This window comes from Achromobacter xylosoxidans A8, assembly GCF_000165835.1.
GTDB lineage: Bacteria > Pseudomonadota > Gammaproteobacteria > Burkholderiales > Burkholderiaceae_B > Achromobacter > Achromobacter xylosoxidans_B.
In genome coordinates this window covers 5,746,731-5,768,818 of sequence record NC_014640.1, presented here as the reverse complement: position 1 = coordinate 5,768,818, position 22,088 = coordinate 5,746,731, and the positions used below count along the sequence as shown (strand labels likewise).

The window sequence follows — 22,088 nt, the reverse complement described above, 5'->3', positions numbered from 1 at the left end:
TTATTTCTGGAATCGGCTCTTGGCGATCACGGACTTCTGGATTTCGGAGCTGCCGCCGTAAATCGTGGCCACGCGGTTGAACAGGTGGTCGCCCAGCAGGCCGTGCGCCGTGGCGTCGCCGATGGGCGACTGGGTGTAGCGGCCGGTGTAGACCATGCCGTAGCGGCCGGCGAGGTCCAGCAGCAGTTCGGTCAGGGCCTGGCAGATCTCGGAGCCTTCGATCTTCAGCATGGAAGAATCGGCGACGTCGAAGCCGGATCCCGGGCGGTAGGCCGACAAGGCGCGCAACTCGGTCAATTCCAGTGCGCGCAGGCGCGCTTCGATGTCGCACAGGCGCTGGCGGTAGATCGGGTTGTCGATGGGACGGCTGCCGTCGGCCAGCGGATGCGAGGCCAGGCGTTGCGCGCGCGCCAGCTGCATGCGCGAGCGGCCGACGCGGGCGATCATGGCGCGCTCGTGGCCGAGCAGGAACTTGGCGTAGGTCCAGCCTTCGCCTTCCTTGCCGACCAGGCCGGACTTCGGCACGCGGACGTCGTTGAAGAACACTTCGCAGATGCTGGCGCCTTCATCGATGGTGCGCACCGGCCGGACCTCGATGCCCGGGGTCTTCATGTCGAGCAGCAGGAAGGAAATGCCTTGCTGTGGCTTGCCGGTGTCGCTGGTGCGGGCCAGGCAGAACATCATGTCGGCATGGCGCCCGTGGGTGGTCCAGGCTTTCTGGCCATTGAGCAGATAGTGGTCGCCGCAATCGACCGCGCGGGTGCGCAGCGAGGCCAGGTCGGAGCCGGCGTTGGGTTCCGAAAAGCCCTGGCACCACCAGGTTTCAGAACCGAGTATGGCGGGCAGGTATTGCGCCTTCTGCTCGTCCGAACCGAATGTGTAGATCACCGGGCCGACCATGGAAATGCCGAATGGAATGGTCTCGGGCGCGCATTGCAGGGCCAGCTCGTGCAGGAAGATGCGCTGTTTTCCCAGGCTCCAGCCGGTGCCGCCGTATTGCACGGGCCATGCCGGCGCGATCCAGCCCTGGCGGTGCAGATGCCGCTGCCAATCCACGTATTCGTGCTTCTCCAGTTTTTCGCCATACAGCACTTTGCGGCGGACGCTTTCGGGCAGGTGGGCCTGCGCGAAGCTGCGGACTTCCTGGCGGAATTCCCGCTCTTCAGGCGTGATTTCAATATCCATGGTGATGATCGCTCTATGGGGCGCCTTCAGATCGGCGAAATGGGATGGGCGGCCTTGATGTGTATGGGGACATCGGGCAGAAATTCGGCGGCAACTTCATTGACCGTGCGGGGGATATCGCGCAGGCGCGCGGCCACGTCCTGGCGCGTGCCGGCGATGGCCAGGCCCATCAGCCCGGTGTGGTCGCCGGCGCCTGGGTCGGTGACCAGCGCGAAGGAGAAGGAGGCGCGGTTGGCGCTTTGCAGCCGGTGCGAGTAGACGAAGCCGGCGCTGCGGGCCTTGTCGACAATGGTCAGGACCTGGCGCAGGGTCGTCACCGGCGATTCGTGCTCGGCGCGCGCCAGGCAGACGCTGGCAATGGCGCAGACTTCGTCGTCGGGCAACTGCGCCAGCAGCGCGTAGCCCAGGCCAGTGTCGATCAGTGGACGCACTACGCCGATGGGGACTTGGGTCTTGCGGTCCTTGGCGCCGTAGAGCACGTGGGCGTACTGCACATAGCGGCCGCTGCGCTGGCCGAGGATGATGCTCAGGCCCAGCCGTTCGCCCAGTGCGCGCATGGCCAGGCGCAGGTTGCTGCGGGGCAGGGCCAGGTCATGCACCCAGCCGCCCAGCATGTTGAGCCGCAGGCTGGGCATGTAGGTGCCATCGTCCGGGTTGTGGCACAGATAGCCCATGCGCATCAGCGTCTGCACCAGCATCCAGGTGCTGGACTGCGGATAGCCGCTGGCGCGCACGATCTCCGCCAGCGTGACGGGCCGTCCGAGCTGTTCGAGCAGCTCGATCAGTTCGAGCACGCGCTGGGCCGACTTCACCGAGCGCTGGCCCAGGTCGCGCGTGCTGTCCTTGATGGACGCGTCAGGAAGTTCGAGCCGGCGAGATGAACGGGACATGGCGTGCCTCGGGATCAGTCGGTGCGGATATTGGCCTTGTCTGCCAGTTCTGCCCAGCGCTTCAGATCGGTCTGGAAGAACGTGGCGAAGGTCTTGGGATCGCTGCCCACGGGATCCAGGTTCATGCCGACGAGCTTGGACTGGACCTCGGGCGCCTTGACCGCGTCGGCGATCTGCGTCGACATGGCCTGGACGATGGCGTCGGGCGTGCCCTTGGCCGCGAACAGGCCGAACCAGGCGCCCAGGTTGAAGCCCTGGTAGCCCAGTTCCGTCATGGTGGGCGTCTGCGGCAGGGTCGCCATGCGCTTGTCGCCGGTCACGGCCAGCACGCGCAGGCGGTCGGAATTCAGGTGCGGCAGGGCCGAGCCGATGTCGGGAAAGGCGAAGGAGACCACGCCGCCCAGCAGGTCGGACATCATGGGCGCAGCGCCCTTGTACGGCACGTGTTGGGCGCTGGTCTTGGTTTCCTGCAGGAACTGGGCGCCCAGGAAATGGCCGGTCGAACCGTTGCCGTAGGACCCGTAGCTGTATTTCTGGGGAGCGGCGCGCAGCGCTTCCACCAGGGCCTTGACCGAATCCACGTCCACGCTGCTGCGATTGACCACGAGCACGTTGGAGGAGCGGGCCACCAGGGATACCGGAATGAAGTCGCGGTCCACTTGGTACGGGATCTTGACCGTCGAGGTCGCGGGCAATTGCGACATGGTGGTGAAGCCCAGCATGAAGGTGTAGCCGTCGGCCGGCGCGCCCAGCACGGCATTGCCGGCGATCACGCCCGAGCCCCCGGCGCGGTTCTCGACCACGATCGGTTGCTTGAGCACGCCGCCGATGTGCTGAGCCAACAGGCGCGCAACCGTGTCGGCCCCGCCGCCAGCGGCGCTGGGCACGATGAAGCGGATCGGCTTCTCGGGCCAGGCGTTGTCGGCCGCCTGCGCCGGCAGGCTGCAAACCGCGGCCAGGGCGGCGGCGGCCGCCAGGAAATGCCTTCGTGCTGCGAATTTCATGGTTGTCTCCTGTGGATGGGTATTTTGTTTTGGTGAGTCAGTTGCAATGCGCGCGCGCCATGTCGACGACGGCCTTGCGGAGGATCTTTCCATTATCTGCCGCTGGCAGCCTGGAAAGCAGGATGATTTTCTGCGGGCGCTTGTAGGGCGCGAGGCGCTCGCGCGCAAAGGCCTGCAAGGCTTCCGCCTCGATGCTGAGGCCGTCTTCCGCTTCGACGAAGGCGATGATCTGCTCGTCGCCGTCGAGTGGTACGCCAACCACGCAGGATTGGCGCACGCCGGCATAGGCGTTCAGCGCGGCCTCGACTTCGCTGGGATAGACGTTGAAGCCCGAACGAATGATCAGGTCCTTGATCCGGCCCATGACGAACAGCGCGCCGTCCGGCTCCGCGCGCAGCAGGTCGCCGGTGCGCAGCCAGCCCGCGGCGTCCAGCGCCTGCGCGGTCTGCTCGGGCGCCTTGTAATAGCCCTTCATGATGTTGGGGCCGCGCACTTGCAGTTCGCCGACTTCCCCGGACGCCACTTCCTGGCCGTCTTCACCGACGATGCGGGCCTGCATGCCCGGAATCAGATAACCCACGCTCAGGTCGGCGCGCCGTTGGCGGTAGGGCACCATGCTGATCGTCGGCGAGGCCTCGGTGAGGCCATAGCCGTTGTTGATGGGTTCCCCGAAGATTGCTTCGATGCGCGCCTTGAGCGACGGATCCAGCGGCGCGCCGCCGCAATGCAGCAGGCGCACGCGCGGCGCGGGAATCGGCGTGCCTTGCTCATGCGCCTGCAGCAGGCGCACGTACATCGCGGGTACGCCGTGCAGCATGGTGATGCCGCCGGCCAGCGCGGCGATCGCGTGCGCAACGTCGAAGCGGCTGCCCAATTGCAGCGTCGCGCCGGCGCCGAGCGCGGCCAGGGCCACGGTGCTCAGGCCATACACGTGCGAGATGGGCAGCGCCGAATAGATCCGGTCATCGCGGCTGGTGCCGCGCGCGTGGCGTGCGACGGCGGACGAATGGCCCAGGTTGGCATGCGTAAGCATCACGCCCTTGGGCGTGCCGGTGGTGCCGCTGGTGTAGATCATCACCGCCACCTGTTCGCGCGAGTCCGCCTGCGCCGGCTCGGCTTGCGCGGCGGGGTCCGCTTCGGTGCAGGCAAAGCGCAGGCCGGCAAGCTCGACCTCGCGCGCGCCATGGCGCAGGCCGTGGGCCTGGGCTTCCGTCGACAGGCCGCTGGTGGCGAGCAGCAGCCGCGGCTGGCAGTGCGCCTTGATGGCGTCGACTTCCACGCCGGTCATGCGGGCGTTGACGACCACGGCCCAGGCGTCCAGCCGGCTGCAGGCCAGCACGGCGGCCAGCTGGGTGCCGCCGCTTTCCCCGGCGATCAGCAGGCGGTCGCCAGCGCGCAGGCCCTGGGTCCGCAGATAGGCGGCCAGCGCGTCGACCACCGTGTCGAGTTCCGCATAGGTCCAGCTTCCTTCATCGGAAATCAGGGCGGTATGCGCGGCCAGGCCAGGCAGGTGCCGGCTGACCAGCTGGTGTATGCGGAAATCGGTATCGGGTAGATCAACGGACATGGTGTGGCGGGGCGTCTGTACTGGGCTGCTATTGAGCGGAATCATAGGAATGACATCTCGCCATTTCCATCACATATGTGAATTCTTCGTGAACCGCGGTGACCGCTCCTTGGCCGCGCCGCGTGCCGGCCTGGGGCAAAACGAATAAAGTGCCAGTCAGCGCCCGCGCAGTGGCCGCGGGCAATCATCGAAAAATGGAGACAGTATGGATACGGCAGGCAAGGGCGCCAGCGTGCGCGAACAGGTCAGCGCAACGGAATGGGAGGTCCGCAAGGATCTGGCGGCGCTATACCGGCTGGTGGCGCTGTTCGGCTGGGATGACCTGATCTTCACCCACATCACGGCCAAGGTGCCCGGGACCGAACACTTCCTGATCAACCCCTACGGCATGATGTTCGACGAGATCACCGCATCCAGCCTGATCAAGATCGACCTCGATGGGCGCAAGGTCATGGACTCGGAATACGACATCAATCCGGCCGGCTTCACCATCCACAGCTGTATCCACGCGGCCCGCAAGGACGCCATGTGCGTGCTGCACACGCATTCCATCAACGGGGTGGCGGTGTCGGCGCAGAAGGCCGGGTTGCTGCCGCTGTCGCAGTTCGCGTTCATCGTGCTGCGCTCGCTCAGCTACCACGACTACGAAGGCCTGGCGTTGAATCCCGAGGAACAACCGCGGCTGGTGCGGGACCTGGGCAGCAATTCTTATCTCATCCTGCGCAACCACGGCCTGTTGACCGTGGGGCAGAGCATGGCCGAAGCCTTCCAGGCCATGCACCGGCTGGAGGCCGCCTGCATGGTGCAGGTGCGGGCCCAGGCCGGCGGCGAGCTGACCTACATACCGCCCGACATCCTGAAGAACGCGACGGTGGAATCGCAGGCCGACCGCGCGCACAAGGCCATGCTGGCCTGGCCGGGCTTGCTGCGCCGGCTGGATCGCCGCAACCCCGGCTACGCGGAGTAGCGGGGATGCGGGCCCCGCGGGAGGGGCCCGCAGTGGTGGATCAATACTTGCCCATGTAATCGCGCTTGCCGATTTCCACGCCGTTGTGGCGCAGGATGTCGTAGGCCGTGGTGACGTGGAAGAAGAACTGCGGCAGGCCATAGTGCAGCAGGTAGGCGCTGCCGCTCAGCTTCTTTTCCTTCGGCGTGCCAGGGCGCAGCACGATCTCGCGGGCTTCGCTCTGCGCGAACTGTTCCGGGCCGAAGGAACCCAGGTGCTCCAAGGTCTTGGCGATCAGGGCCTGCAGGCCGGCGAAGCTGGCTTCGCTGTCCGGCCACGACGGCACTTCCGCGCCGGCCAGGCGCGAGGCGATGCCTTTGGCAAAATCCGACGCGATCTGCACCTGACGCGCCAGCGGGAACATGTCGGGGAACAGGCGGGCGCCGAGATAGGCGTCCGGATCGATGTTCTTTTCCGTGGCCTGGGCTTCCGCCTTCTTCAGCACATCGGACAGGGCCGACAGCATTTGCGTCAGGACGGGAACGGAGGCGCTGTGCATGAAACTGCTCATATCGTGTCTCGCTTGAGAGTGGGCGCCGGCGCGGGAGGCGCCGGCCGGGCCTGCGAAGACTACCAGTTGCTGGCGACTCCGTTGTAACGCGGGGAGCTGCTTTCATCATCATGACATCATGATGTTATGATGTCTTCATGCAAAATCAATCCGAAAATGCGCCTCTCTATGCCCGGATGGAAACGGCACTGGCCGCGGAAATCGCGGCCGGCAGCCTGGCGTCTGGCAGCCAACTGCCGACGGAAGACCAACTGATCGAGCGCTTCGCCGTCAGTCGCACCACGGTGCGCAAGGCGGTGGAAAACCTGGTTGCCCGCGGGCTGGTGGAAATCCGGCGCGGCAAGGGCACGTTCGTCACGGAACCCAAACTGACGCAGGCGCTGACGGCGCTGAGCGGATTCGTCGAAGACATGGATGCGCTCGGCCGCCAGGCGACGGCGCGCCTGCTGGACAAGCGGCCGGTGCCGGCCACGGCAGACGTGGCGCGCCAACTGGGCGTGACGCGCGGCGCGCAGGTCTACCGCATCGAGCGCGTGCGGCTGGCGGACGGCGTGGCCATGTCGTTCGACGAAACCTATCTGCCGCTGGACATAGGCGTAAAGGTCGCCAGCAACGACCTGGAAGCCGAACCCATCTTCGATCTGCTGGAACTGCGCTACGACCTGCCGCTGATCGAGGCCGAATACCAGCTTGAAGCGGTGACGGCGGACGAGCGCGTCGCGCAGGCGCTGGGCGTTGCCGTGGGCAGCCCGATCTTCCTGATCGAGCGCACTTCCTACACCGAGGGACAGCGGCCGGTCGACTACGAGAAGCTGTATTACCGCGGCGACCTGATCCGGTTCACCACCCGCCTCTCGCGGCAACCGCGCAAGCGGGCCTGAGCCGGCGGCCATGGAGACGTCGACCCTTTTCTGGCTGTTCGCCGCCGCTTTCGGCGCCAGCGCGCTGGGCGGGGTGCTGGGGATGGCCAGCGGCATCTTCATCGTGCCCATCCTGACGCTGTTGTTCGGCGTGGACATCCATGTGGCCATCGGCGCCAGCATCATCTCGGTGATTGCCTGTTCCTGCGGCAGCGCCGCGCCATTCCTGAAGGGGCGGCTGACCAACGTCCGGCTGGCGATCGTGCTGGAGACCGCCACCACGCTGGGCGCGCTGACCGGCGTGTTTCTCATCGGCATTGTCTCCACCGAATTCCTCTACGGTTTGTTCGCCGCCATCCTGGCCGTGTCCGCGCAGCAGATGCTGGCACGTCGCCGCGAGGCCGTGGCAATCGCGCCCGACGCCGCAAGCTGGGCCACGGCGTTGCGCCTGCATTCCAGCTTTCCCGACCGAGCGCAGGGCCGCGAGGTGCACTATCAGGTGGATCGCGTGCCGCTGGGCCTGTCGCTGATGTATGGCGCGGGCCTGATTTCGGCCTTGCTCGGCATAGGCTCGGGCGTGCTCAAGATCCCCGCCATGGACGCGGCGCTGAAGCTGCCGATCAAGGTCTCGTCCGCCACTTCCAACTTCATGATCGGCGTGACGGCCGCAGCCAGCGCGGGCGCCTACTTCGTGCGCGGCGACATCGACATCGGCATCGCCGGTCCCGTCGCGCTGGGTTCGGTCGCCGGCGCGCTGCTGGGCGCCCGGATGCTGATGGGGCTGCCCGCCGACAAGCTGCGCATTTTCTTCGTGGTGGTGCTGGCCCTGTTGGCGATGCAGATGCTGCTGAGCGCGCTGGGCGTGCATATTCTTGGAGGCCCGACATGACCCAGGCGGCAGACAAGCATGCGCGGCGCGACCGTGTCATCGCCGGATTGCTCTGGTATGGAACATGGATTGCCTCGGCTCTCATCGCTGCGGGCATGGCCCTTGATTTCCTGCCGCAGGCGCCGGCCGGCCTGCGCGGGCTTGAACTGGTCAAGGCCGGGGTTGCCCTCTTCATCCTGCTGCCGGTGGCGCGGGTGGCGCTGATGCTGGCCATCTTCCTGCGCGAACGCGACTACGCCTACATGGCGATTTCCGCGCTGGTGCTGCTCATCATTGCAGCCGGCGTGGTGTCCGGGCTGCGGTGAGGCTGCGGGCTTTCCTATAATCGGAGCGCGGTGCGATGGCGCATCGCCGCATACTCTCCCCAGGACTTTTCATGCTTGCCATTACCAGCCAGGATGTCTACGTGCACACCAGCCAGGGCCGTCTTTACGCGCGGCGCTGGGACCCCGCAGGGGAGGCGGTGGCCGCGGCGCCCATCGTGATGTTCCACGATTCGCTGGGTTGCGTGGAATTGTGGCGGGATTTCCCCGAACAGTTGGCGCAAGCGACCGGACGCAGCGTCATCGCCTACGACCGTCTGGGTTTTGGCCGCTCCGATCCCAATACGGCAGTGTTCGAGCCTGGCTTTGTGGAAGACGAGGCCCGCGAGGGGTTCCGCAGCCTGCGCGAAGAACTGAACATCGGCGCCTTCGTGGGGTTCGGCCACAGCGTGGGCGGCGGCATGGCCGTCTGCAGCGCCGGCGTGTACGCCGACGATTGCCGCGCGCTGATCACCGAGTCGGCGCAGATGTTTGCGGAAGACCGCACGCTGGAAGGCATACGCGCGGCCAAACAGAGCTTTGCGGAACCCGGCCAACTGGACCGCCTGAAGAAGTACCACGGCGAAAAAGCCGCATGGGTGCTGGGCGCCTGGATCGACACCTGGCTGTCGCCGGACTTCGCCGATTGGAACCTGGACGAGCAACTGCGCCAGGTCCGTTGCCCGGTGCTGGCCTTGCACGGCGAAGTCGACGAATACGGCTCCCCCAGGCATCAGGACAAGCTCGTCGCCTTGGCGGGTGCGCGCCCCTTGCTGCTGGAGAACTGCGGCCATGTCCCCCACCGTGAACAAAGCCGCATCGTGCTGGACGTGGTGAGCGAATGGTTGAGGGCGGTGCCCTGACGAACCCGGTGCATTCATCCACAGTCCGCGCTTAGAATCGGACTAGCCTTTCCGCGCCGCCGCGCTCGTTTTCTTGAGGTCCCCGATCCGATGTCCGACCGTCAACCCGAATCCCAAGCCGTACACAACACGACCACCCGCCACGCGATTTTCATCGTCGCCACGCTCAACCAGGGGGCTGCCGCCGCCGGCACCGTGCGTGACTGGTGCGCCGATATCGCAGGCGTCGTCCGCACGGTGTCCACGCGCGCGCCCGAGCAGAATCTTTCCTGTGTCACCGCCTTCGGCTCCACGGCCTGGGACACGCTTTTCGGCGCGCCGCGCCCAGCTGCGCTGCATCCTTTCCGCGAATTTGGCGCGGGAGAGCGCCTGGCCGTCGCGACGCCGGGAGACCTGCTGCTGCACATCCGCGCGGATTCGATGGATTTTTGTTTCGAGCTGGCGACCTTGCTGCTAGGCGGGCTGGGCGATGCCGTGACCGTCGTGGATGAAGTCCATGGCTTCCGCTACTTCGACCGGCGCGCCATCATCGGCTTCGTGGACGGGACCGAGAACCCGGAAGGACGCGAGGCGTTCGACTTCACCGTCATCGGCGACGAGGACGCCGAGTTCGCCGGCGGCAGCTATGTGCTGGTGCAGAAATACCTGCACGACATGGCGGCATGGAACGCGTTGACGGTGGAGGGCCAAGAAGGCGTCATCGGCCGCCACAAGTGGTCCAACGTCGAACTCGACGATGACATCAAACCTACGTCTTCGCACAGCGCCCTGACCACCATCGAGGAAAACGGCCAGGAACTGAAGATCCTGCGCGACAACATGCCATTCGGCAGGCCGGGGGCAGGGGAGTTCGGTACCTATTTCATCGGCTACGCACGTTCGCCGCGTCCCATTGAACTGATGCTGGAGAACATGTTCGTCGGGCGTCCGCCCGGCAACTACGACCGCCTGCTCGACTTCAGTCACGCGGTCACGGGCGGCCTGTTCTTCGTGCCTTCGGCAGATCTGCTGGAGGAACTCGCGGAGCGCAGCCCGGCTGCCTGTACGGATGCGGGCGAGCCTGCGGCGCCGACGCTCGCATCGGCGGGCAAGGCCAACTAAAGCGCATCGAGGCGCAGCCTTGGCTGCGCCAGCAAAAATTCCTGGCGCGGCCGCGATGGTGGCCGCGCCAGTTTTCATTCTGACCATGCCACGCGAAGTCGTTTCGCGGTCCGGGCAGCGCGCCTCTTGCCGCGATTATGTCCCCAAAAATCGCGCCTTTCTGCGCGGTAGTTTTGGCTTTATCAATAACGCGCCTGAGAATTGTTTGCATTACACTTTCTTCCGATTTGAAGTTTCAAACAGGGAAAGGAAGCCAACATGCAACACCTCAGGCCTGCCGGCCACGCTCGTCTCATCCGTCCACGCTTCGTCCTGCGGCGCACGCCATGCCTGGTGCTGATGGCGCTGGCATGCGGCGCGGCCGTCGCGCAGGAGGAGGGTGTGTCGACCCTGCCGTCCGTGCAGGTGATCGGCAATGCAGACAGCACGACCACCGAGGGTACCGGTTCGTATACGCCGCGCGCCACGGCCGCCAGCACGGGGCTGCCGCTGACATTGCGCGAAACGCCGCAGTCGGTCACGGTAGTCACGCGCCAGCGTATGGATGACGAGAACATGCTGTCGCTGGTCGACGTGATGGCGAGCACACCGGGTATTTCGGTGCAGAACTATGACAGCGAGCGCTATTCGTTCAATTCGCGCGGGTTCAGCGTCAGCAACTACATGTATGACGGCATCCCGACGAGCTTCGACACGGGTTACGCAGCGGGCGAATCATCGCTTGACCCCATCATCTACGACCGCGTCGAAGTGGTGCGCGGCGCGACCGGTTTGCTGACCGGTGCAGGCAATCCGTCCGCATCGATCAACCTGGTGCGCAAGCGCGCCACCAGCCGCGAGTTCAAGGCGGACATGAGCGTCAGCGCCGGGAACTGGGACACCTACCGCGCCACCGTGGATCTGTCGACGCCGCTTAACGCTGCCGGCAGCGTGCGCGGGCGCATCGTCTCGGCCTACCAGGACAATCATTCCTACCTGGACGGCTACCAAAACCGCAAGAAGATCTTCTACGGCGTGGTGGACGCCGACATCACTTCCCGCACGACGCTGAGCGTGGGTTTCAATTATCAGGACAACGATCCGAAACGCAGCAGTTGGGGCGGCTTCCCGCTATGGTATGCGGACGGCGGCCGCACCGACTGGAGCCGATCGCTGAACACGGGCGCGGATTGGTCGTCGTGGGGCAGCACCACCCAGGGGGCCTTCGCCAGCCTGGAGCACCGCTTCGACAACGGCTGGACCGTCAACGCAGTGGGATCGCACTCCAAGAACGAAATGGACGCCAAGCTTCTTTATCTCTATGGCTGGCCCGACCGCAATACCGGCCTGGGCATGGGCGCATCGCCCAGCTGGTATCTGGGAGACCGCAAGCAGAACAGTCTGGATGTGAAGGCGTCCGGTCCATTCACACTGTTCGGCCGGCGCCACGAAGCTGTCGTGGGCGCCAGCTTCAACCGCCAGCACGGCGATTTCGACTACCGTTCGGCCCTGTCAAGCGCAGCCGTGGGCAACTTCCTGGACTGGGACGGCTCGTATCCGGAACCGGAGTGGAACAGCGACTCGGTCACCGCCAACCGCTATACCACCAAGCAGACGGGCTGGTATGGCGCCTTGCGGCTGAACCTCGCCGATCCGCTCAAGCTCATCGTGGGCGGGCGCTACAGCACGTGGGAGACGGATTCGGTCGGCTTCGGCGGCGGCAGCCGCCAAGCTTTCAAGAAGAACGAATTCACGCCCTATGCCGGGTTGCTTTACGACATCAACGATACCTATACCGCCTACGTCAGCTACACCGGAATCTTCAATCCGCAGAGCTATCAGGACCGCAGCGGTAGCTGGCTCGATCCTCTCGAGGGCAAGGCTTACGAGGCCGGCATCAAAGGCGAATTCCTGGAGGGCAAGCTGAACGCCAGCGCCGCCGTGTTCCAGATCGAGCAGGACAATGTGGCCCAGGTTGATCCGGGCTACATGGTGCCCGGCACCATCAATCAGGCTTATACCGCCGCGCAGGGCACGCGCAGCCGCGGTTTCGACCTGGAAGTCTCGGGTGAGGTGATGCCGGGCTGGAACCTGGCCGCAGGCTGGTCGCACTGGACCGCGCGCGATGGAGACGGCAACGCGATACAGACCGATCAGCCGCGCAGCCTGGTGCGCGTGTTCACGACCTATCAGTTGCCCGGCGACTGGAACCGGCTGACGGTCGGCGGCGGCGTCAACTGGCAGAGCCATGTGTACACCATGGCCACCGGACCCAATGGCGAAGAGCGCGTGGGCCAGGGCAGCTACGCGATCACCAATCTGATGGCTCGCTATCGCTTCAATCGCAACCTGAGCGCCCAGCTCAATGTGAATAACCTGTTCGACCGCAAGTACTACAGCCAGATCGGGTTTTACAGCCAGGGGGCGTGGGGTGCGGGCCGCAGCGCCATGCTGACGATGCGCTATCAGTACTGATGCGTCGGCAGCCGGGACGGGGGCGCCGCGCGCCTACCGTTCCTGCTCCAGCGTCGTCTTCATCCGCACCATGCTTTCCTGGCTGACCATGATGACGCCCGTGGCGGGCTGGTCGATGTCCAGGATGAAGGTCAGCACCAGGGAAATAAGCATGGCGAACAGGCCGGTCGAGATCAGCCGCCTGCGCTTGTGCAGTCCGGTGCCGTAGGCGATGAAGCCCATGGCGCCCGCCGTGACGATGAAGAGCAGATAGAAGACGGGCTCGGGAACGTGGTTTTCCAGCGCGACGCGGCGTTTTTCGTTGACTTGCGCCATTTCGTTGATGGCCTGGATGAACATGACCGCGGAAATCGAGGGCGGATTTTCCAGGACGCTGGCCGCGGTGCTCCGGATCTGGCGCTCGATGCGCCGCGACGCCGCGCTGGCCGCTGTCAGACGTTCCTTGTCGTTGTCGGCGTCGCTGAACTCCAGCGCCGTCGTCGTGTAGTCCAGCAACAGCTTTGCGATGGGCTCGCGGGCGGCGGGAGGCAGCAGCTGCGAACGCCAGTAGGCGTTGCCGATGGCGTTGGCCTCTTCCAGCACCAGGTTCTTGCGCGTCTCGAAGCGCGTTACCGACATCGCGAAGGTAAAGCCCAGCAGCAGCGCCAGCAGGCCCAGCAGGGCGGTCTGGAGCGCGCCGATATGGGTCTTGGCGGCGTCGTCGGAGGCCCGGCGGCGCTTGCGTCCCAGCTGGAAGCCCAGCTCGATGATGGCCAGGCAAACGATGACGCAGATGAAGAACACATAGGTTTCATCAATTTCGCGCAGCACGTCGATTCCTGGTGGTTATTTGGGGATAAAGCGTATGCCGAGAGGAATGCGGCGGGCAAGGGGCGAATAACCCGCAGCCGGAGCGAGTTGCCAGGTTCTTGAAAACCGTCTTGGAGTAAGGTGTCGCTTCCCTTGTAAGCGACACCGCACGGAGCAGAAATTGAAATACCGCAAACTCGGCCGTACCGACCTGGATGTCAGCCTGATCGGACTGGGCACCATGACCTGGGGCGAGCAGAACACCGAAGCCGAGGCGCACCAGCAGCTGGACTACGCCCTGGAGCGTGGCATCAATCTGGTTGACGTTGCCGAGATGTATCCGGTGCCTCCCAAACCCGAAACGCAAGGCTTGACCGAGACCTATATCGGCACCTGGCTGGCGCGCAGCAAGCGCCGCCAGGACATCGTGCTGGCCAGCAAGGTTGCGGGCCCGGTGCGCGACGCCAAGCGCCCCGGCCACATCCGCGACGGCAAGACCCACCTGGACCGCAAGAACTTGACCGAGGCCCTGGACGCCAGCCTGAAGCGCCTGCAGACGGATTACCTGGACCTGTACCAGTTGCACTGGCCCGACCGCACGACGGCCACCTTCGGCAAGCTGTCCTATCCCTGGGTCCAGGATGAATACACCGTGCCGATCGAGGAGACGCTGGAGGTGCTGCAGGACTTCGTGCGTGCCGGCAAGGTGCGCCACATCGGCGTGTCCAATGAAACGCCCTGGGGCGTGGGGCAGTTCCTGCGCCATGCCGAGAACAAGGGCCTGCCGCGCATCGCCACCATCCAGAACGCCTACAGCCTGCTGAACCGCGTCTACGAGATCGGCCTGTCGGAGTACTCGCACCACGAAGGCGTGGGCCTGCTGGCCTATTCGCCGCTGGCGATGGGCATGCTTTGCGGCAAGTATCTGGACGGCGCGCGCCCGGCCGGGGCCCGCCTGACGCTGTACACGCGCTTCACCCGCTACAGCAACGAGCAGGCCGAGGCCGCCACCCGCGCCTATGTCGAGCTGGCGCGGGCGCACGGCATTTCGCCTACGCATCTGGCCCTGGCCTGGGTCAACCAGCGCCCCTTCGTCACCAGTAACCTGATCGGTGCCACCACCGTCGAGCAGCTGAAGGAGAACATCGACAGCATCGACGTGACCCTGTCGGCGGAAGTGCTGGAGGCGATCGACAAGATCCACGCCCGCCAGCCGAATCCGGCGCCGTGACGGGCTGAGCGTCCCGTCCGCAAGGGGGGCCAGGACCCATGATGCTCTCCGGGCGTCATGGGTTTTTTCATTGGGGACGTTGCGCCGCTCCGACCTTGGATACATTTTTTTTCGCGGCGATTGTCGATTTCGCCTGGCGCGGTTCGTCGTGTCGATGGAGCATGCAAGTTCCACCATCCACACAAGGAGACCGAGATGCGATTCATGGTTCAAGTCAGGGCCACCGCCGATAGCGAAGCAGCGGTGATGCCTACTCAGCAGTTGTTGGAGGACATGGGGCGGTTCAACGAGGAACTGGTGAAGGCGGGCGTGATGCTGGCGGGCGACGGCCTGAAACCGAGTTCCGCGGGGGCGCGGGTACATTTTTCCGGCAGCAGCCGGCAAGTGATAGACGGTCCCTTCGCCGAAACCAAGGAGCTGATCGCCGGCTACTGGCTCTGGGAGTGCGCTTCCCTGGAAGAGGCGATCGAGTGGGTCAAGCGCTGTCCCAATCCAATGCCGGGCCCGTCCGATATCGAAATCCGCCCGCTGTACGAGGCCGAGGACTTCGGCGACGAATTCACGCCTGAGCTGCGCGCCCAGGAGGAACGGCTGCGCGACCAGTTGGAGAAAGCGTCCAAGCAGTGACCGCAATGCCTGAGCGGAATGGGGAAGTTTTCAGTTGATAATAAAATTGCGAATCAGTCCTATTCATTAAAATAATTGTTTCTTCCCCTCCCGCTCTGGAGTATTCAACGTGGTCCGTCCCGCTTCCGCCAGGAAGTGCCGCGCGCGCAAGCACGCGCGGCATGCAGTTGCGCCCTATGCCCTAGCCCTGACCCTGGGCATCGTCCATTCCGCGGGCGTCCATGCCCAGGCTGCCGGCGTGCCGCCGCCCAAGGGCGCGGGGGATACGCAAGGCGTGGCCCAGTTGCCCGCAGTGACCGTCAACGCGACCTCGGTGGACGACACGCTAGAGCATCTGTCTGCGCCAGTAAACAGTGGGGCGCTGGGCAACCGCAGCCAGCTGGAGACGCCGTTTTCCACGGCCGTGGTCACCGCCGCGGATATCGAAGAGCGGCAGGTCCGCAAGCTGGGCGACGTGTTCGCCCTGGACGCATCGGTCACCGACAACAGCGCCTCCTACGGCGCCTGGGCGAGCTATCTGAGCGTGCGCGGCCTGCCGCTGGATTGGCAGAATTCCTACCGCATCGACGGCAAGCCCTTCCTTAGCTACGTCACAACCTTGCCCTACGAGCACTTCGAGCAGATCGACCTGCTCAAGGGCGCGTCTGGTTTCATGTACGGCTTCGGTTCGCCAGGTGGACTGATCAACTACGTCACCAAGAAACCGACCGATGAGCCGGTGCGCAGCATTGAACTGGGCTATGTGTCCAAGGGACTCTTGCGCGAGCACGTCGATCTGGGCGGACGCGTGGGCGGCGAGGGCAGGTTCGGCTATCGCCTGAACGCCACGCATGAAGAGGGCAATACCTACAACGGCGGTTCGCTGTACCGGGATTCGGTGTCGCTGGCGCTGGATGCGCGCCTGACCGACAAGCTGAGTTGGGACTTCCAGTCGATCTACCAGGACCGCAAGGCGATCGGCCAGGAGCCGACCATCTACGCGGGCCAGATGGCGGGTTCGGAGTTGCCGTCGCCGGTGCGCAACGACAACGGCAGATTGGTGGGCGAGGGCCCGTATGCCGACAACAAATTCCGCTTTTATTCGACCGGGTTGAAGTACCAGTTGTCTTCCGACTGGTCAGTGCGCACCGACTACAGCTACAGCTCCACCCGGACCCGCCGCAATGAATCGGTGCTGTTCCTGCAGAACCAGGCGGGCGATTACCAGGATTACCGCTCGGACTACGGCGAAGCCTATGCCTACAACCAATGGCAGGGCATGGTCGAAGGCAAGTTCAACACCGGCCCCTTGAAGCATCAGGTAGTGGCCGGCGCGTCATGGCAGAAGCAGAAGAACGACTACAGCGTCAACGGCGTGTATCAGCTGCAAGGCACGGGCAATCTGCGCTCCCAGAACACCAACACCTACTACAGCCAGGGCAGCCTGGACCTGTATCGCGCTGCCGAGATCACGCAGAAGGCGCTGTTCGCCAGCGACACCATAGACCTGACCGGCGGCTGGTCCGTGCTGGGCGGTCTGCGCTATACCAACTACGAGCAGGTCGGCTTCGATGCGGCGGGGGCGCGCAATTCGCGCTACGACAAGAACGGCGTGCTGACGCCGACGGTGGCGCTGATGTACAACATCACGCCGCAGACCATGGCCTATGCCAGCTACATCGAATCGCTGGAGCCGGGGGCGTCGGTGGGCAATACCTATGCCAACTACGGCGCGCTATTGGACCCGCTCAAGAGCAAGCAGTACGAACTGGGCATCAAGACCAACCAGGATGGCTGGGCGGCCACGGCTGCGCTGTTCCGCATCGAGAAGAAGGCGGAATACACCAATGCCGCCAATGAGCTGGTGCAGGACGGCAAGTCGATCTATCAAGGCCTGGAGTTGGGAGCGTCCACGCGCATCGCCACGAGCTGGAACGTGGGCGGCAGCCTGATGTTCCTGGACACCGAATACAAGAAGGGCTCCAGCTTCACTGGCAACCGCGTCGCGGGCGCACCCAAGTTCGTCGCCGCCGCCCAGGTCGCATACTCGGTGCCGCAGCTGCCTGGCCTGAAGCTCAGGGCCGACGTGAAATACACCGGCAGCACCATGCTGGGCGCTTCCAACGCGGTCCAGGTACCCGACTACGCCATCGTCAACATCGGCGCCACCTACGACACGCGCATCTACGGCTACGAAACCACGTTCCGCGCGGGCATCAACAACCTGGCGGACAAGCGCTACTGGCTGTACCAATCCCCGGACTACGTGAAGGCGGGCGATCCTCGCACCTATGCCTTGAGCGCAAGTCTCAAGTTCTAGGCGCCGCTACCTCCCACAGCCGATCCGGCGCGAAGTCCTGCTGCTCTCCCTTCTTGGCGTAGCCCAGCGGATTGGCCACGATGCGGCAGCCATCCTTCACGTAGTCCTGCGGGCAGTGGAGATGGCCGTGCATCCAGACGTCGGCCAGGGGCAGCAGGGCGTCCAGGGCATTGCAGAACCCTGCGGTGCCCGGGGTGACGCCGTAGCGCGGATCGGCGCTTGCCAGCGTGGGGGCGAAGTGGGTGATGGCCACGGTCGGGCCGTCGTGGGGCACGCGCAGGGCGTCCTGCAGCCATTGCTGGCAAAGCAGCCCCTGCTCGCGCATTTGCTCGGCCATGAAGGGCGCGCCGTTGCGGCGCATCTCGGCCTTTTCCAGGTAGAAGTCGGCCGCGCGGAAAGCTTTTTCGCGCTTTTTCAGGGCCGCGCCCACCGTGTCGCCGGGGGCTGCCAGCGCGTCGAAATCCGTCCACAGCGTGGTGCCGATGAAGCGCACCCCATCGACCACCAGTGTTTCGCGTTCCAGCCAGTGGATGCCGAGTTCCTCGCAGAGCCCGCGCAGCCGCTCGTGGGTTTCGTCGAAATCCACGTTGTCGTACTCGTGGTTGCCAGGCACGTACACCACGGGCGTGGGCCAGCCCTTGTGCGGCGCATAGCTGCCCAGGCCGAAGTCGGTCCCCGTCATGAGCGAGCCGCGGCGGTAGGAGCCTATGTCTCCGGCCAGCACCAGCAGATCGGCGCCGGGCGCGGGCCGCGCCAGGAAGTCCGGGTCGGTTTCAAGGTGCAAGTCTGAGAGCAGTTGGATCTTCATAGCCGCCATCTTAGGCCACCGGCGACGGAGCCGCCGCTGCATGGGGTCATTGTTCCATGCGACACTTTCCGGGTTCACCCAGTCACACAGGAGGAATTCCATGCGTATCGCCATCATGACCGCCGCTGCCGCGCTTGCGCTGGCCGCCAACGCGCAGGCGCAGCCGCTGGACTGCGGCAACGCGGCCACGCAGACGGACATGAGCCTGTGCGCCGACCAGGCGTACCGCAAGTCCGACGCCGCCTTGAACGCCGCCTACAAGGAGGTGGGCGCGCGCCTGAAGAACGACCGGGACGCGACGACCCAGCTGCATGCCGCCCAGAAGGCCTGGCTGTTCTTCCGCGACGCGGAGTGCGCCTTTGCGTCCAGCAGCACGTCCGGCGGCAGCGCCTATCCCATGACGCTGAGTCTGTGCCTGGACAAGCTGACGCAGGCGCGCACCAAGGAATTGCGGGCCTACTTGAAGTGCGAGGAAGGCGATCTGAGCTGCCCGGTGCCGGGCAAGCAGTAAGCCACCGCATGAAGACCAACGAGATGAGCCCGACCAATCCAGGCCTGATCACGGACGGGCAGGGCGCGGCGCGCTGCTTCTGGCAGCCGTCCATGCCCGACTATCACGACCACGAATGGGGCATGCCGGTGGCGGACGACCGCCGCCTGTACGAGAAAATCTGCCTGGAGGGTTTTCAGGCCGGCATGGCCTGGATCACGATCTTGCGCAAGCGCGAAGCGTTCCGCGCGGCCTTCGACGACTTCGATTTCGAGCGGGTGGCGCGCTACACCGAGCGTGACGTAGAACGCCTGATGGGTGACGCCGGCATCGTGCGCAACCGCAGCAAGATCCTGTCCGCCATCAACAACGCCAAGCGCGCGCAGGCCCTGGCCGATGAGTCGGGTTCGCTGTCGGCCTGGCTCTGGCGCCATGAGCCGCCGGTCCAGGACCGGCCCGCGACGGTGGACCTGGATTACTGGAATGGCAATCCGACCTCGCCAGCGTCGGCGGCTCTGTCGCGCGAACTGAAAAAGCGTGGCTGGACCTTTGTCGGGCCGACGACCATGTATGCCTTCATGCAGGCTGTGGGCATGGTCAACGACCATATGAGCGGCTGCGTCTGCCGCCAGGCGGTCGAGGCGGCGCGCGCGGGCTTCAAGCGGCCCAAGTAGGCCGCGGCAGGGACGCCGATAAAATTGTTGAGTTGGTTGCGTTTCGCAAGTATATTGGTTGCGAACCGCAACTTTAAAGGCGCGCCATGGATCTCATCGACCCCCCCGTCCAATCCCGCGACCAGACCATCCGGGACCTGCGGGAGTTCTCCCGCAAACTGGTGCGCGAACTGGGCTTCATGCGCAGTTCGCTGGCAGGCAGCGAACTGGCGCCGTCCGCGGTCCACGCCATCATCGAGATCGGGCTGCAGCCCGGCATCCAGGCGCGCGACCTGGCGGCCATCCTCAGGCTGGACAAGTCCAATACCAGCCGTCAGGTCGCCAAGCTGGAGTCTGCCGGACTGCTGACGCGCGAGGCCGACAGCGAAGACGCTCGCTCGTCGCGGCTGCACTTGAGCGAGGCGGGGAACCAGCTGCGCGCCCAGATCGACCAGTTCGCCACGGACCAGGTGTCGCGCGCCTTGCGGCAGCTGGCGCCGGCGGACCAGCAGTCGCTGATACGGTTCCTCTCGCTCTATGCCGACGCCCTGTCGCACGAGAACCCCAACACCGCGCCTGCCGCCGCCAGCGGCATCGAAGACCAGATCCGCGCCGGCTATCTGCCTGGCTGCATCGGCGACGTGGCCAGCCTGCATGCGCGCTATTACGCACAGGCCTCGGGATTCGGCGTGTACTTCGAACGCAAGGTGGCGACCCAGCTGGCCGAATTTGCCGAAAGCCTGTCCGCCGCCGGCAAGAACATCTGGCTGTACGTGGACAACGGCAGGACGCTGGCTTCCATCGTCATCGATGGCGATCTGGCCAAGCGCCAGGCGCACCTGCGCTGGTTCATCGTTGACGAGTCGCTGCGCGGCATGGGCGTGGGCCGCGCGCTGCTGGCACGGGCCCTGGCCTTTGCCGACGCGAACTACGATGAAACCTACTTGTGGACCTTCAAGGGGCTGGACGCCGCCAGGCACCTCTACGAGGCTGGGGGCTTCACCCTGGCCGAGGAATCCGAAGGCAGGCAGTGGGGCAGCGTGGTGGTCGAGCAGCGCTTCGTCCGCCGCAGCCAGCGCGCCTCAGATCACGCTGATGCGTAGTTCGGCCAATAGCGCCGCCGCCTGAGTCTTGGATATGGTGGCGCCGGCCAGGCGCGCGGCCGAGTTCAGGTCCAGGCCGCCGAGGTCGGCTTCGCGCAGGTCCGCGCCTTCGAAGCGTACGTTCTTCAGGACGGCGTTGCGCAGGCTGCCGCCATGGAATACGGTGTCGCGGAAATCGCTGCCGGTCAGGTCGGCATCAGAGAAGTCCAGCTGCTGCACGTCGCTCTTGCGAAACGACAGGCCGCGCAGCAGCGCGCCGACCAGCAGGCATTCCCGCAGGGACCAGCCCAGGCAGGCGATGCCGTCGAAATCGCTGCCGGTGAGCTTGCAGCCCTGGAAACGGGCCGCAGCCAGCCGTGCACGACGCCAGTTGGCATTGTTGAGATCGCAATTTTCGAAGACGGCGTCGCTGGCGTCGCACGAGGCGAAGTTGACCTGGCCGCCGCGGCAGCGCAGCCAGGCCGAGTCCGCCAGGTTGGCGCCCTGAAAGGAGGCTCCCGCGATGGCGCAGGCCGTCAGTTGCGCGCCGCGCAAATCCAGGCGCGAGAAATCGGCGTCCTGGAAGTCGCAGTCCTGGAACGACAGCGCGCGCCCGGCGGACTGTTCGATCAAGGCCTGCATCATCTTGCGGTCCACTTCCTGGCCCGTCACTGTCCCGATTGCTGCTTGTGTCATGCCGCGCGTTCCTGCCTGAATTTCTGCAAAAGACGGAAAGCCTACTGGAAAATCTCGCTTTCCACGCAGAAGGCGATCAGTTCCTGGTCGGTGCGGACGTTGAGCTTGCGCATGGCCGAGATTTTCTGGCCGCTGACCGTCTTGACGCTGCGCTTGAGCGCCTCGGCCACCTGCATCATGGATTCGCCGCGGATGAAATGACGCAGCACCTCGAATTCCTTGGGCGACAGGCTGTTGATGCGTTCGCCGATGAACTTGCTGCGCTCATCGGGCGCGCCGTCGCGCTGGAAGCCCGGCGGATAGTATTTGCGGCCGGCATGCAGCGTTTCCAGCGCGGTCATGATTTCGCTGAGATTGTCGCGCTTGAGTACGACGGCAGCCACGCCGGCATCGTAGAGCGCCGAGATGATCATGGAATTCGACACCATGGTCAGCACCACGATCTGGACCTGCGGGTAATGGCGCGTCAGGTACTTGACCAGGCGGATGCCATCGCCGTAGGTATCGTCGCCGGGCATGGAATAGTCGGTGATGACCACGTGTGGCGCGTCGCGTTGCAGGTGCTGGATCAACGCGGTTGGCCCGGGCAGGGTGGCCGTGACCTCGAAATTGAGGTCTTTTTCCAGCAGGTCGCGCATCCCCATCAAGACCAGGGGATGGTCGTCGACCAGGACGATTCGGAGTCTTTCCATGCGGGGGAGTGCCGTCAGGCGAGCCCTGGTTTCAAGCGGAGATAGGGCGGTCGGGCTCGGGGTTGGGGTCGGAGGCAAACCGATAGCGT

22 protein-coding genes are annotated in these 22,088 nt (G+C 65.0%); 13 read left to right on the top strand and 9 right to left on the bottom strand.

Translation table 11 applies throughout. The annotated features are described in order from the left end of the window. Genes AXYL_RS26695 through AXYL_RS26680 form a run of 4 tightly spaced genes read right to left on the bottom strand, consistent with a single transcriptional unit; the run spans position 1 to position 4,646 of the window. Positions 1-1,185, bottom strand: a complete 1,185-nt coding sequence (locus AXYL_RS26695; protein ID WP_013395996.1) for an acyl-CoA dehydrogenase family protein — start codon at positions 1,183-1,185, stop codon at positions 1-3. A 26-nt stretch (positions 1,186-1,211) separates the two neighbouring features. Continuing rightward, a complete protein-coding gene (locus AXYL_RS26690) occupies positions 1,212-2,075 on the bottom strand; it encodes an IclR family transcriptional regulator (RefSeq protein WP_013395995.1) in 864 nt (287 codons plus the stop codon). A 14-nt stretch (positions 2,076-2,089) separates the two neighbouring features. Continuing rightward, positions 2,090-3,079 (bottom strand): Bug family tripartite tricarboxylate transporter substrate binding protein, encoded by a 990-nt coding sequence (locus tag AXYL_RS26685; RefSeq protein ID WP_013395994.1) that lies wholly within the window; start codon positions 3,077-3,079, stop codon positions 2,090-2,092. 37 nt (positions 3,080-3,116) lie between these two features. After that, positions 3,117-4,646 carry a class I adenylate-forming enzyme family protein gene (locus AXYL_RS26680; protein WP_041656191.1) on the bottom strand — a complete coding sequence of 510 codons (1,530 nt, stop codon included), beginning with the start codon at positions 4,644-4,646 and terminating at the stop codon, positions 3,117-3,119. A 205-nt stretch (positions 4,647-4,851) separates the two neighbouring features. Here AXYL_RS26680 and AXYL_RS26675 point away from each other — a divergent pair, with 205 nt between their 5' ends. Further along, on the top strand, positions 4,852-5,613 hold the full coding sequence (locus AXYL_RS26675) for a class II aldolase/adducin family protein (RefSeq protein WP_013395992.1): 762 nt from the start codon (positions 4,852-4,854) through the stop codon (positions 5,611-5,613). 40 nt (positions 5,614-5,653) lie between these two features. Here the strand turns inward: AXYL_RS26675 and AXYL_RS26670 are convergent, their stop codons facing one another. Then, positions 5,654-6,163, bottom strand: a complete 510-nt coding sequence (locus tag AXYL_RS26670) for a DUF1993 family protein (protein WP_013395991.1) — start codon at positions 6,161-6,163, stop codon at positions 5,654-5,656. Between the two features lie 137 nt (positions 6,164-6,300). On the opposite strand from AXYL_RS26670, the gene AXYL_RS26665 reads away from it, so the two are divergent. From AXYL_RS26665 to fhuE, 6 genes are all read left to right on the top strand, one after another. Then, the gene (locus AXYL_RS26665) at positions 6,301-7,044 is read left to right on the top strand and encodes a GntR family transcriptional regulator (protein WP_013395990.1); all 744 of its coding nucleotides are present in this window, start codon (positions 6,301-6,303) and stop codon (positions 7,042-7,044) included. 10 nt (positions 7,045-7,054) lie between these two features. After that, entirely contained in the window at positions 7,055-7,912 is an 858-nt protein-coding gene (locus AXYL_RS26660) for a sulfite exporter TauE/SafE family protein (RefSeq protein WP_013395989.1), read from the top strand. Further along, positions 7,909-8,217: a DUF1634 domain-containing protein gene (locus tag AXYL_RS26655; RefSeq protein WP_013395988.1), complete on the top strand. Its 309-nt coding sequence runs from the start codon at positions 7,909-7,911 to the stop codon at positions 8,215-8,217. Before AXYL_RS26660 ends, AXYL_RS26655 begins: the two co-directional genes overlap by 4 nt. Positions 8,218-8,288: 71 nt before the next feature. Continuing rightward, positions 8,289-9,077 carry an alpha/beta fold hydrolase gene (locus AXYL_RS26650; protein WP_041654305.1) on the top strand — a complete coding sequence of 263 codons (789 nt, stop codon included), beginning with the start codon at positions 8,289-8,291 and terminating at the stop codon, positions 9,075-9,077. 90 nt (positions 9,078-9,167) lie between these two features. After that, positions 9,168-10,178 (top strand): Dyp-type peroxidase, encoded by a 1,011-nt coding sequence (locus AXYL_RS26645; RefSeq protein ID WP_013395986.1) that lies wholly within the window; start codon positions 9,168-9,170, stop codon positions 10,176-10,178. Positions 10,179-10,436: 258 nt separating this feature from the next. Then, positions 10,437-12,632 (top strand): ferric-rhodotorulic acid/ferric-coprogen receptor FhuE, encoded by a 2,196-nt coding sequence (gene fhuE, locus AXYL_RS26640; protein ID WP_013395985.1) that lies wholly within the window; start codon positions 10,437-10,439, stop codon positions 12,630-12,632. A 33-nt stretch (positions 12,633-12,665) separates the two neighbouring features. On the opposite strand, the gene AXYL_RS26635 is transcribed toward fhuE, so the two are convergent. Further along, positions 12,666-13,442 carry a DUF4239 domain-containing protein gene (locus AXYL_RS26635; protein WP_013395984.1) on the bottom strand — a complete coding sequence of 259 codons (777 nt, stop codon included), beginning with the start codon at positions 13,440-13,442 and terminating at the stop codon, positions 12,666-12,668. A gap of 160 nt (positions 13,443-13,602) precedes the next feature. Here AXYL_RS26635 and AXYL_RS26630 point away from each other — a divergent pair, with 160 nt between their 5' ends. The 3 genes from AXYL_RS26630 (at position 13,603) to AXYL_RS26620 (ending at position 17,578) form a co-directional block, all read left to right on the top strand. Further along, positions 13,603-14,652, top strand: coding sequence for an NADP(H)-dependent aldo-keto reductase (locus AXYL_RS26630; protein WP_013395983.1), 1,050 nt, complete (start codon positions 13,603-13,605; stop codon positions 14,650-14,652). 195 nt (positions 14,653-14,847) lie between these two features. Then, the gene (locus AXYL_RS26625; protein WP_013395982.1) at positions 14,848-15,279 is read left to right on the top strand and encodes a YciI family protein; all 432 of its coding nucleotides are present in this window, start codon (positions 14,848-14,850) and stop codon (positions 15,277-15,279) included. A 109-nt stretch (positions 15,280-15,388) separates the two neighbouring features. Beyond that, on the top strand, positions 15,389-17,578 hold the full coding sequence (locus AXYL_RS26620) for a TonB-dependent siderophore receptor (RefSeq protein WP_013395981.1): 2,190 nt from the start codon (positions 15,389-15,391) through the stop codon (positions 17,576-17,578). Here the strand turns inward: AXYL_RS26620 and AXYL_RS26615 are convergent. Then, entirely contained in the window at positions 17,568-18,386 is an 819-nt protein-coding gene (locus AXYL_RS26615; protein ID WP_041654302.1) for a metallophosphoesterase, read from the bottom strand. The genes AXYL_RS26620 and AXYL_RS26615 overlap by 11 nt on opposite strands. 100 nt (positions 18,387-18,486) lie before the next feature. Between AXYL_RS26615 and AXYL_RS26610 the strand changes: the two genes are divergently transcribed. From AXYL_RS26610 to AXYL_RS26600, 3 genes are all read left to right on the top strand, one after another. Further along, positions 18,487-18,897, top strand: a complete 411-nt coding sequence (locus tag AXYL_RS26610) for a lysozyme inhibitor LprI family protein (protein ID WP_013395979.1) — start codon at positions 18,487-18,489, stop codon at positions 18,895-18,897. 8 nt (positions 18,898-18,905) lie between these two features. Beyond that, a complete protein-coding gene (locus AXYL_RS26605) occupies positions 18,906-19,550 on the top strand; it encodes a DNA-3-methyladenine glycosylase I (RefSeq protein WP_013395978.1) in 645 nt (214 codons plus the stop codon). An 86-nt stretch (positions 19,551-19,636) separates the two neighbouring features. Then, positions 19,637-20,632: a MarR family winged helix-turn-helix transcriptional regulator gene (locus AXYL_RS26600; protein ID WP_013395977.1), complete on the top strand. Its 996-nt coding sequence runs from the start codon at positions 19,637-19,639 to the stop codon at positions 20,630-20,632. Here AXYL_RS26600 and AXYL_RS26595 read toward each other — a convergent pair. Then, positions 20,612-21,307 carry a pentapeptide repeat-containing protein gene (locus AXYL_RS26595; RefSeq protein WP_013395976.1) on the bottom strand — a complete coding sequence of 232 codons (696 nt, stop codon included), beginning with the start codon at positions 21,305-21,307 and terminating at the stop codon, positions 20,612-20,614. The two genes, AXYL_RS26600 and AXYL_RS26595, sit on opposite strands and share 21 nt — an antisense overlap. 41 nt (positions 21,308-21,348) lie before the next feature. Beyond that, a complete protein-coding gene (locus tag AXYL_RS26590; RefSeq protein ID WP_013395975.1) occupies positions 21,349-21,999 on the bottom strand; it encodes a response regulator in 651 nt (216 codons plus the stop codon). Between the last annotated feature and the right edge of the window lie 89 nt (positions 22,000-22,088).

Excerpts from the sequence above, each read along its gene's own strand:
- AXYL_RS26655 (WP_013395988.1), top strand. The coding sequence starts at position 7,909 with ATGACCCAGGCGGCAGACAAGCATGCGCGGCGCGACCGTGTCATCGCC.
- AXYL_RS26690 (WP_013395995.1), bottom strand. The coding sequence starts at position 2,075 with ATGTCCCGTTCATCTCGCCGGCTCGAACTTCCTGACGCGTCCATCAAG.
- AXYL_RS26615 (WP_041654302.1), bottom strand. The coding sequence starts at position 18,386 with ATGAAGATCCAACTGCTCTCAGACTTGCACCTTGAAACCGACCCGGAC.
- AXYL_RS26680 (WP_041656191.1), bottom strand. The coding sequence starts at position 4,646 with ATGTCCGTTGATCTACCCGATACCGATTTCCGCATACACCAGCTGGTC.
- fhuE (WP_013395985.1), top strand. The coding sequence starts at position 10,437 with ATGCAACACCTCAGGCCTGCCGGCCACGCTCGTCTCATCCGTCCACGC.
- AXYL_RS26590 (WP_013395975.1), bottom strand. The coding sequence starts at position 21,999 with ATGGAAAGACTCCGAATCGTCCTGGTCGACGACCATCCCCTGGTCTTG.
- AXYL_RS26610 (WP_013395979.1), top strand. The coding sequence starts at position 18,487 with ATGCGTATCGCCATCATGACCGCCGCTGCCGCGCTTGCGCTGGCCGCC.
- AXYL_RS26625 (WP_013395982.1), top strand. The coding sequence starts at position 14,848 with ATGCGATTCATGGTTCAAGTCAGGGCCACCGCCGATAGCGAAGCAGCG.
- AXYL_RS26685 (WP_013395994.1), bottom strand. The coding sequence starts at position 3,079 with ATGAAATTCGCAGCACGAAGGCATTTCCTGGCGGCCGCCGCCGCCCTG.
- AXYL_RS26645 (WP_013395986.1), top strand. The coding sequence starts at position 9,168 with ATGTCCGACCGTCAACCCGAATCCCAAGCCGTACACAACACGACCACC.
- AXYL_RS26600 (WP_013395977.1), top strand. The coding sequence starts at position 19,637 with ATGGATCTCATCGACCCCCCCGTCCAATCCCGCGACCAGACCATCCGG.
- AXYL_RS26670 (WP_013395991.1), bottom strand. The coding sequence starts at position 6,163 with ATGAGCAGTTTCATGCACAGCGCCTCCGTTCCCGTCCTGACGCAAATG.
- AXYL_RS26695 (WP_013395996.1), bottom strand. The coding sequence starts at position 1,185 with ATGGATATTGAAATCACGCCTGAAGAGCGGGAATTCCGCCAGGAAGTC.
- AXYL_RS26595 (WP_013395976.1), bottom strand. The coding sequence starts at position 21,307 with ATGACACAAGCAGCAATCGGGACAGTGACGGGCCAGGAAGTGGACCGC.
- AXYL_RS26675 (WP_013395992.1), top strand. The coding sequence starts at position 4,852 with ATGGATACGGCAGGCAAGGGCGCCAGCGTGCGCGAACAGGTCAGCGCA.
- AXYL_RS26605 (WP_013395978.1), top strand. The coding sequence starts at position 18,906 with ATGAAGACCAACGAGATGAGCCCGACCAATCCAGGCCTGATCACGGAC.
- AXYL_RS26650 (WP_041654305.1), top strand. The coding sequence starts at position 8,289 with ATGCTTGCCATTACCAGCCAGGATGTCTACGTGCACACCAGCCAGGGC.
- AXYL_RS26660 (WP_013395989.1), top strand. The coding sequence starts at position 7,055 with ATGGAGACGTCGACCCTTTTCTGGCTGTTCGCCGCCGCTTTCGGCGCC.
- AXYL_RS26665 (WP_013395990.1), top strand. The coding sequence starts at position 6,301 with ATGCAAAATCAATCCGAAAATGCGCCTCTCTATGCCCGGATGGAAACG.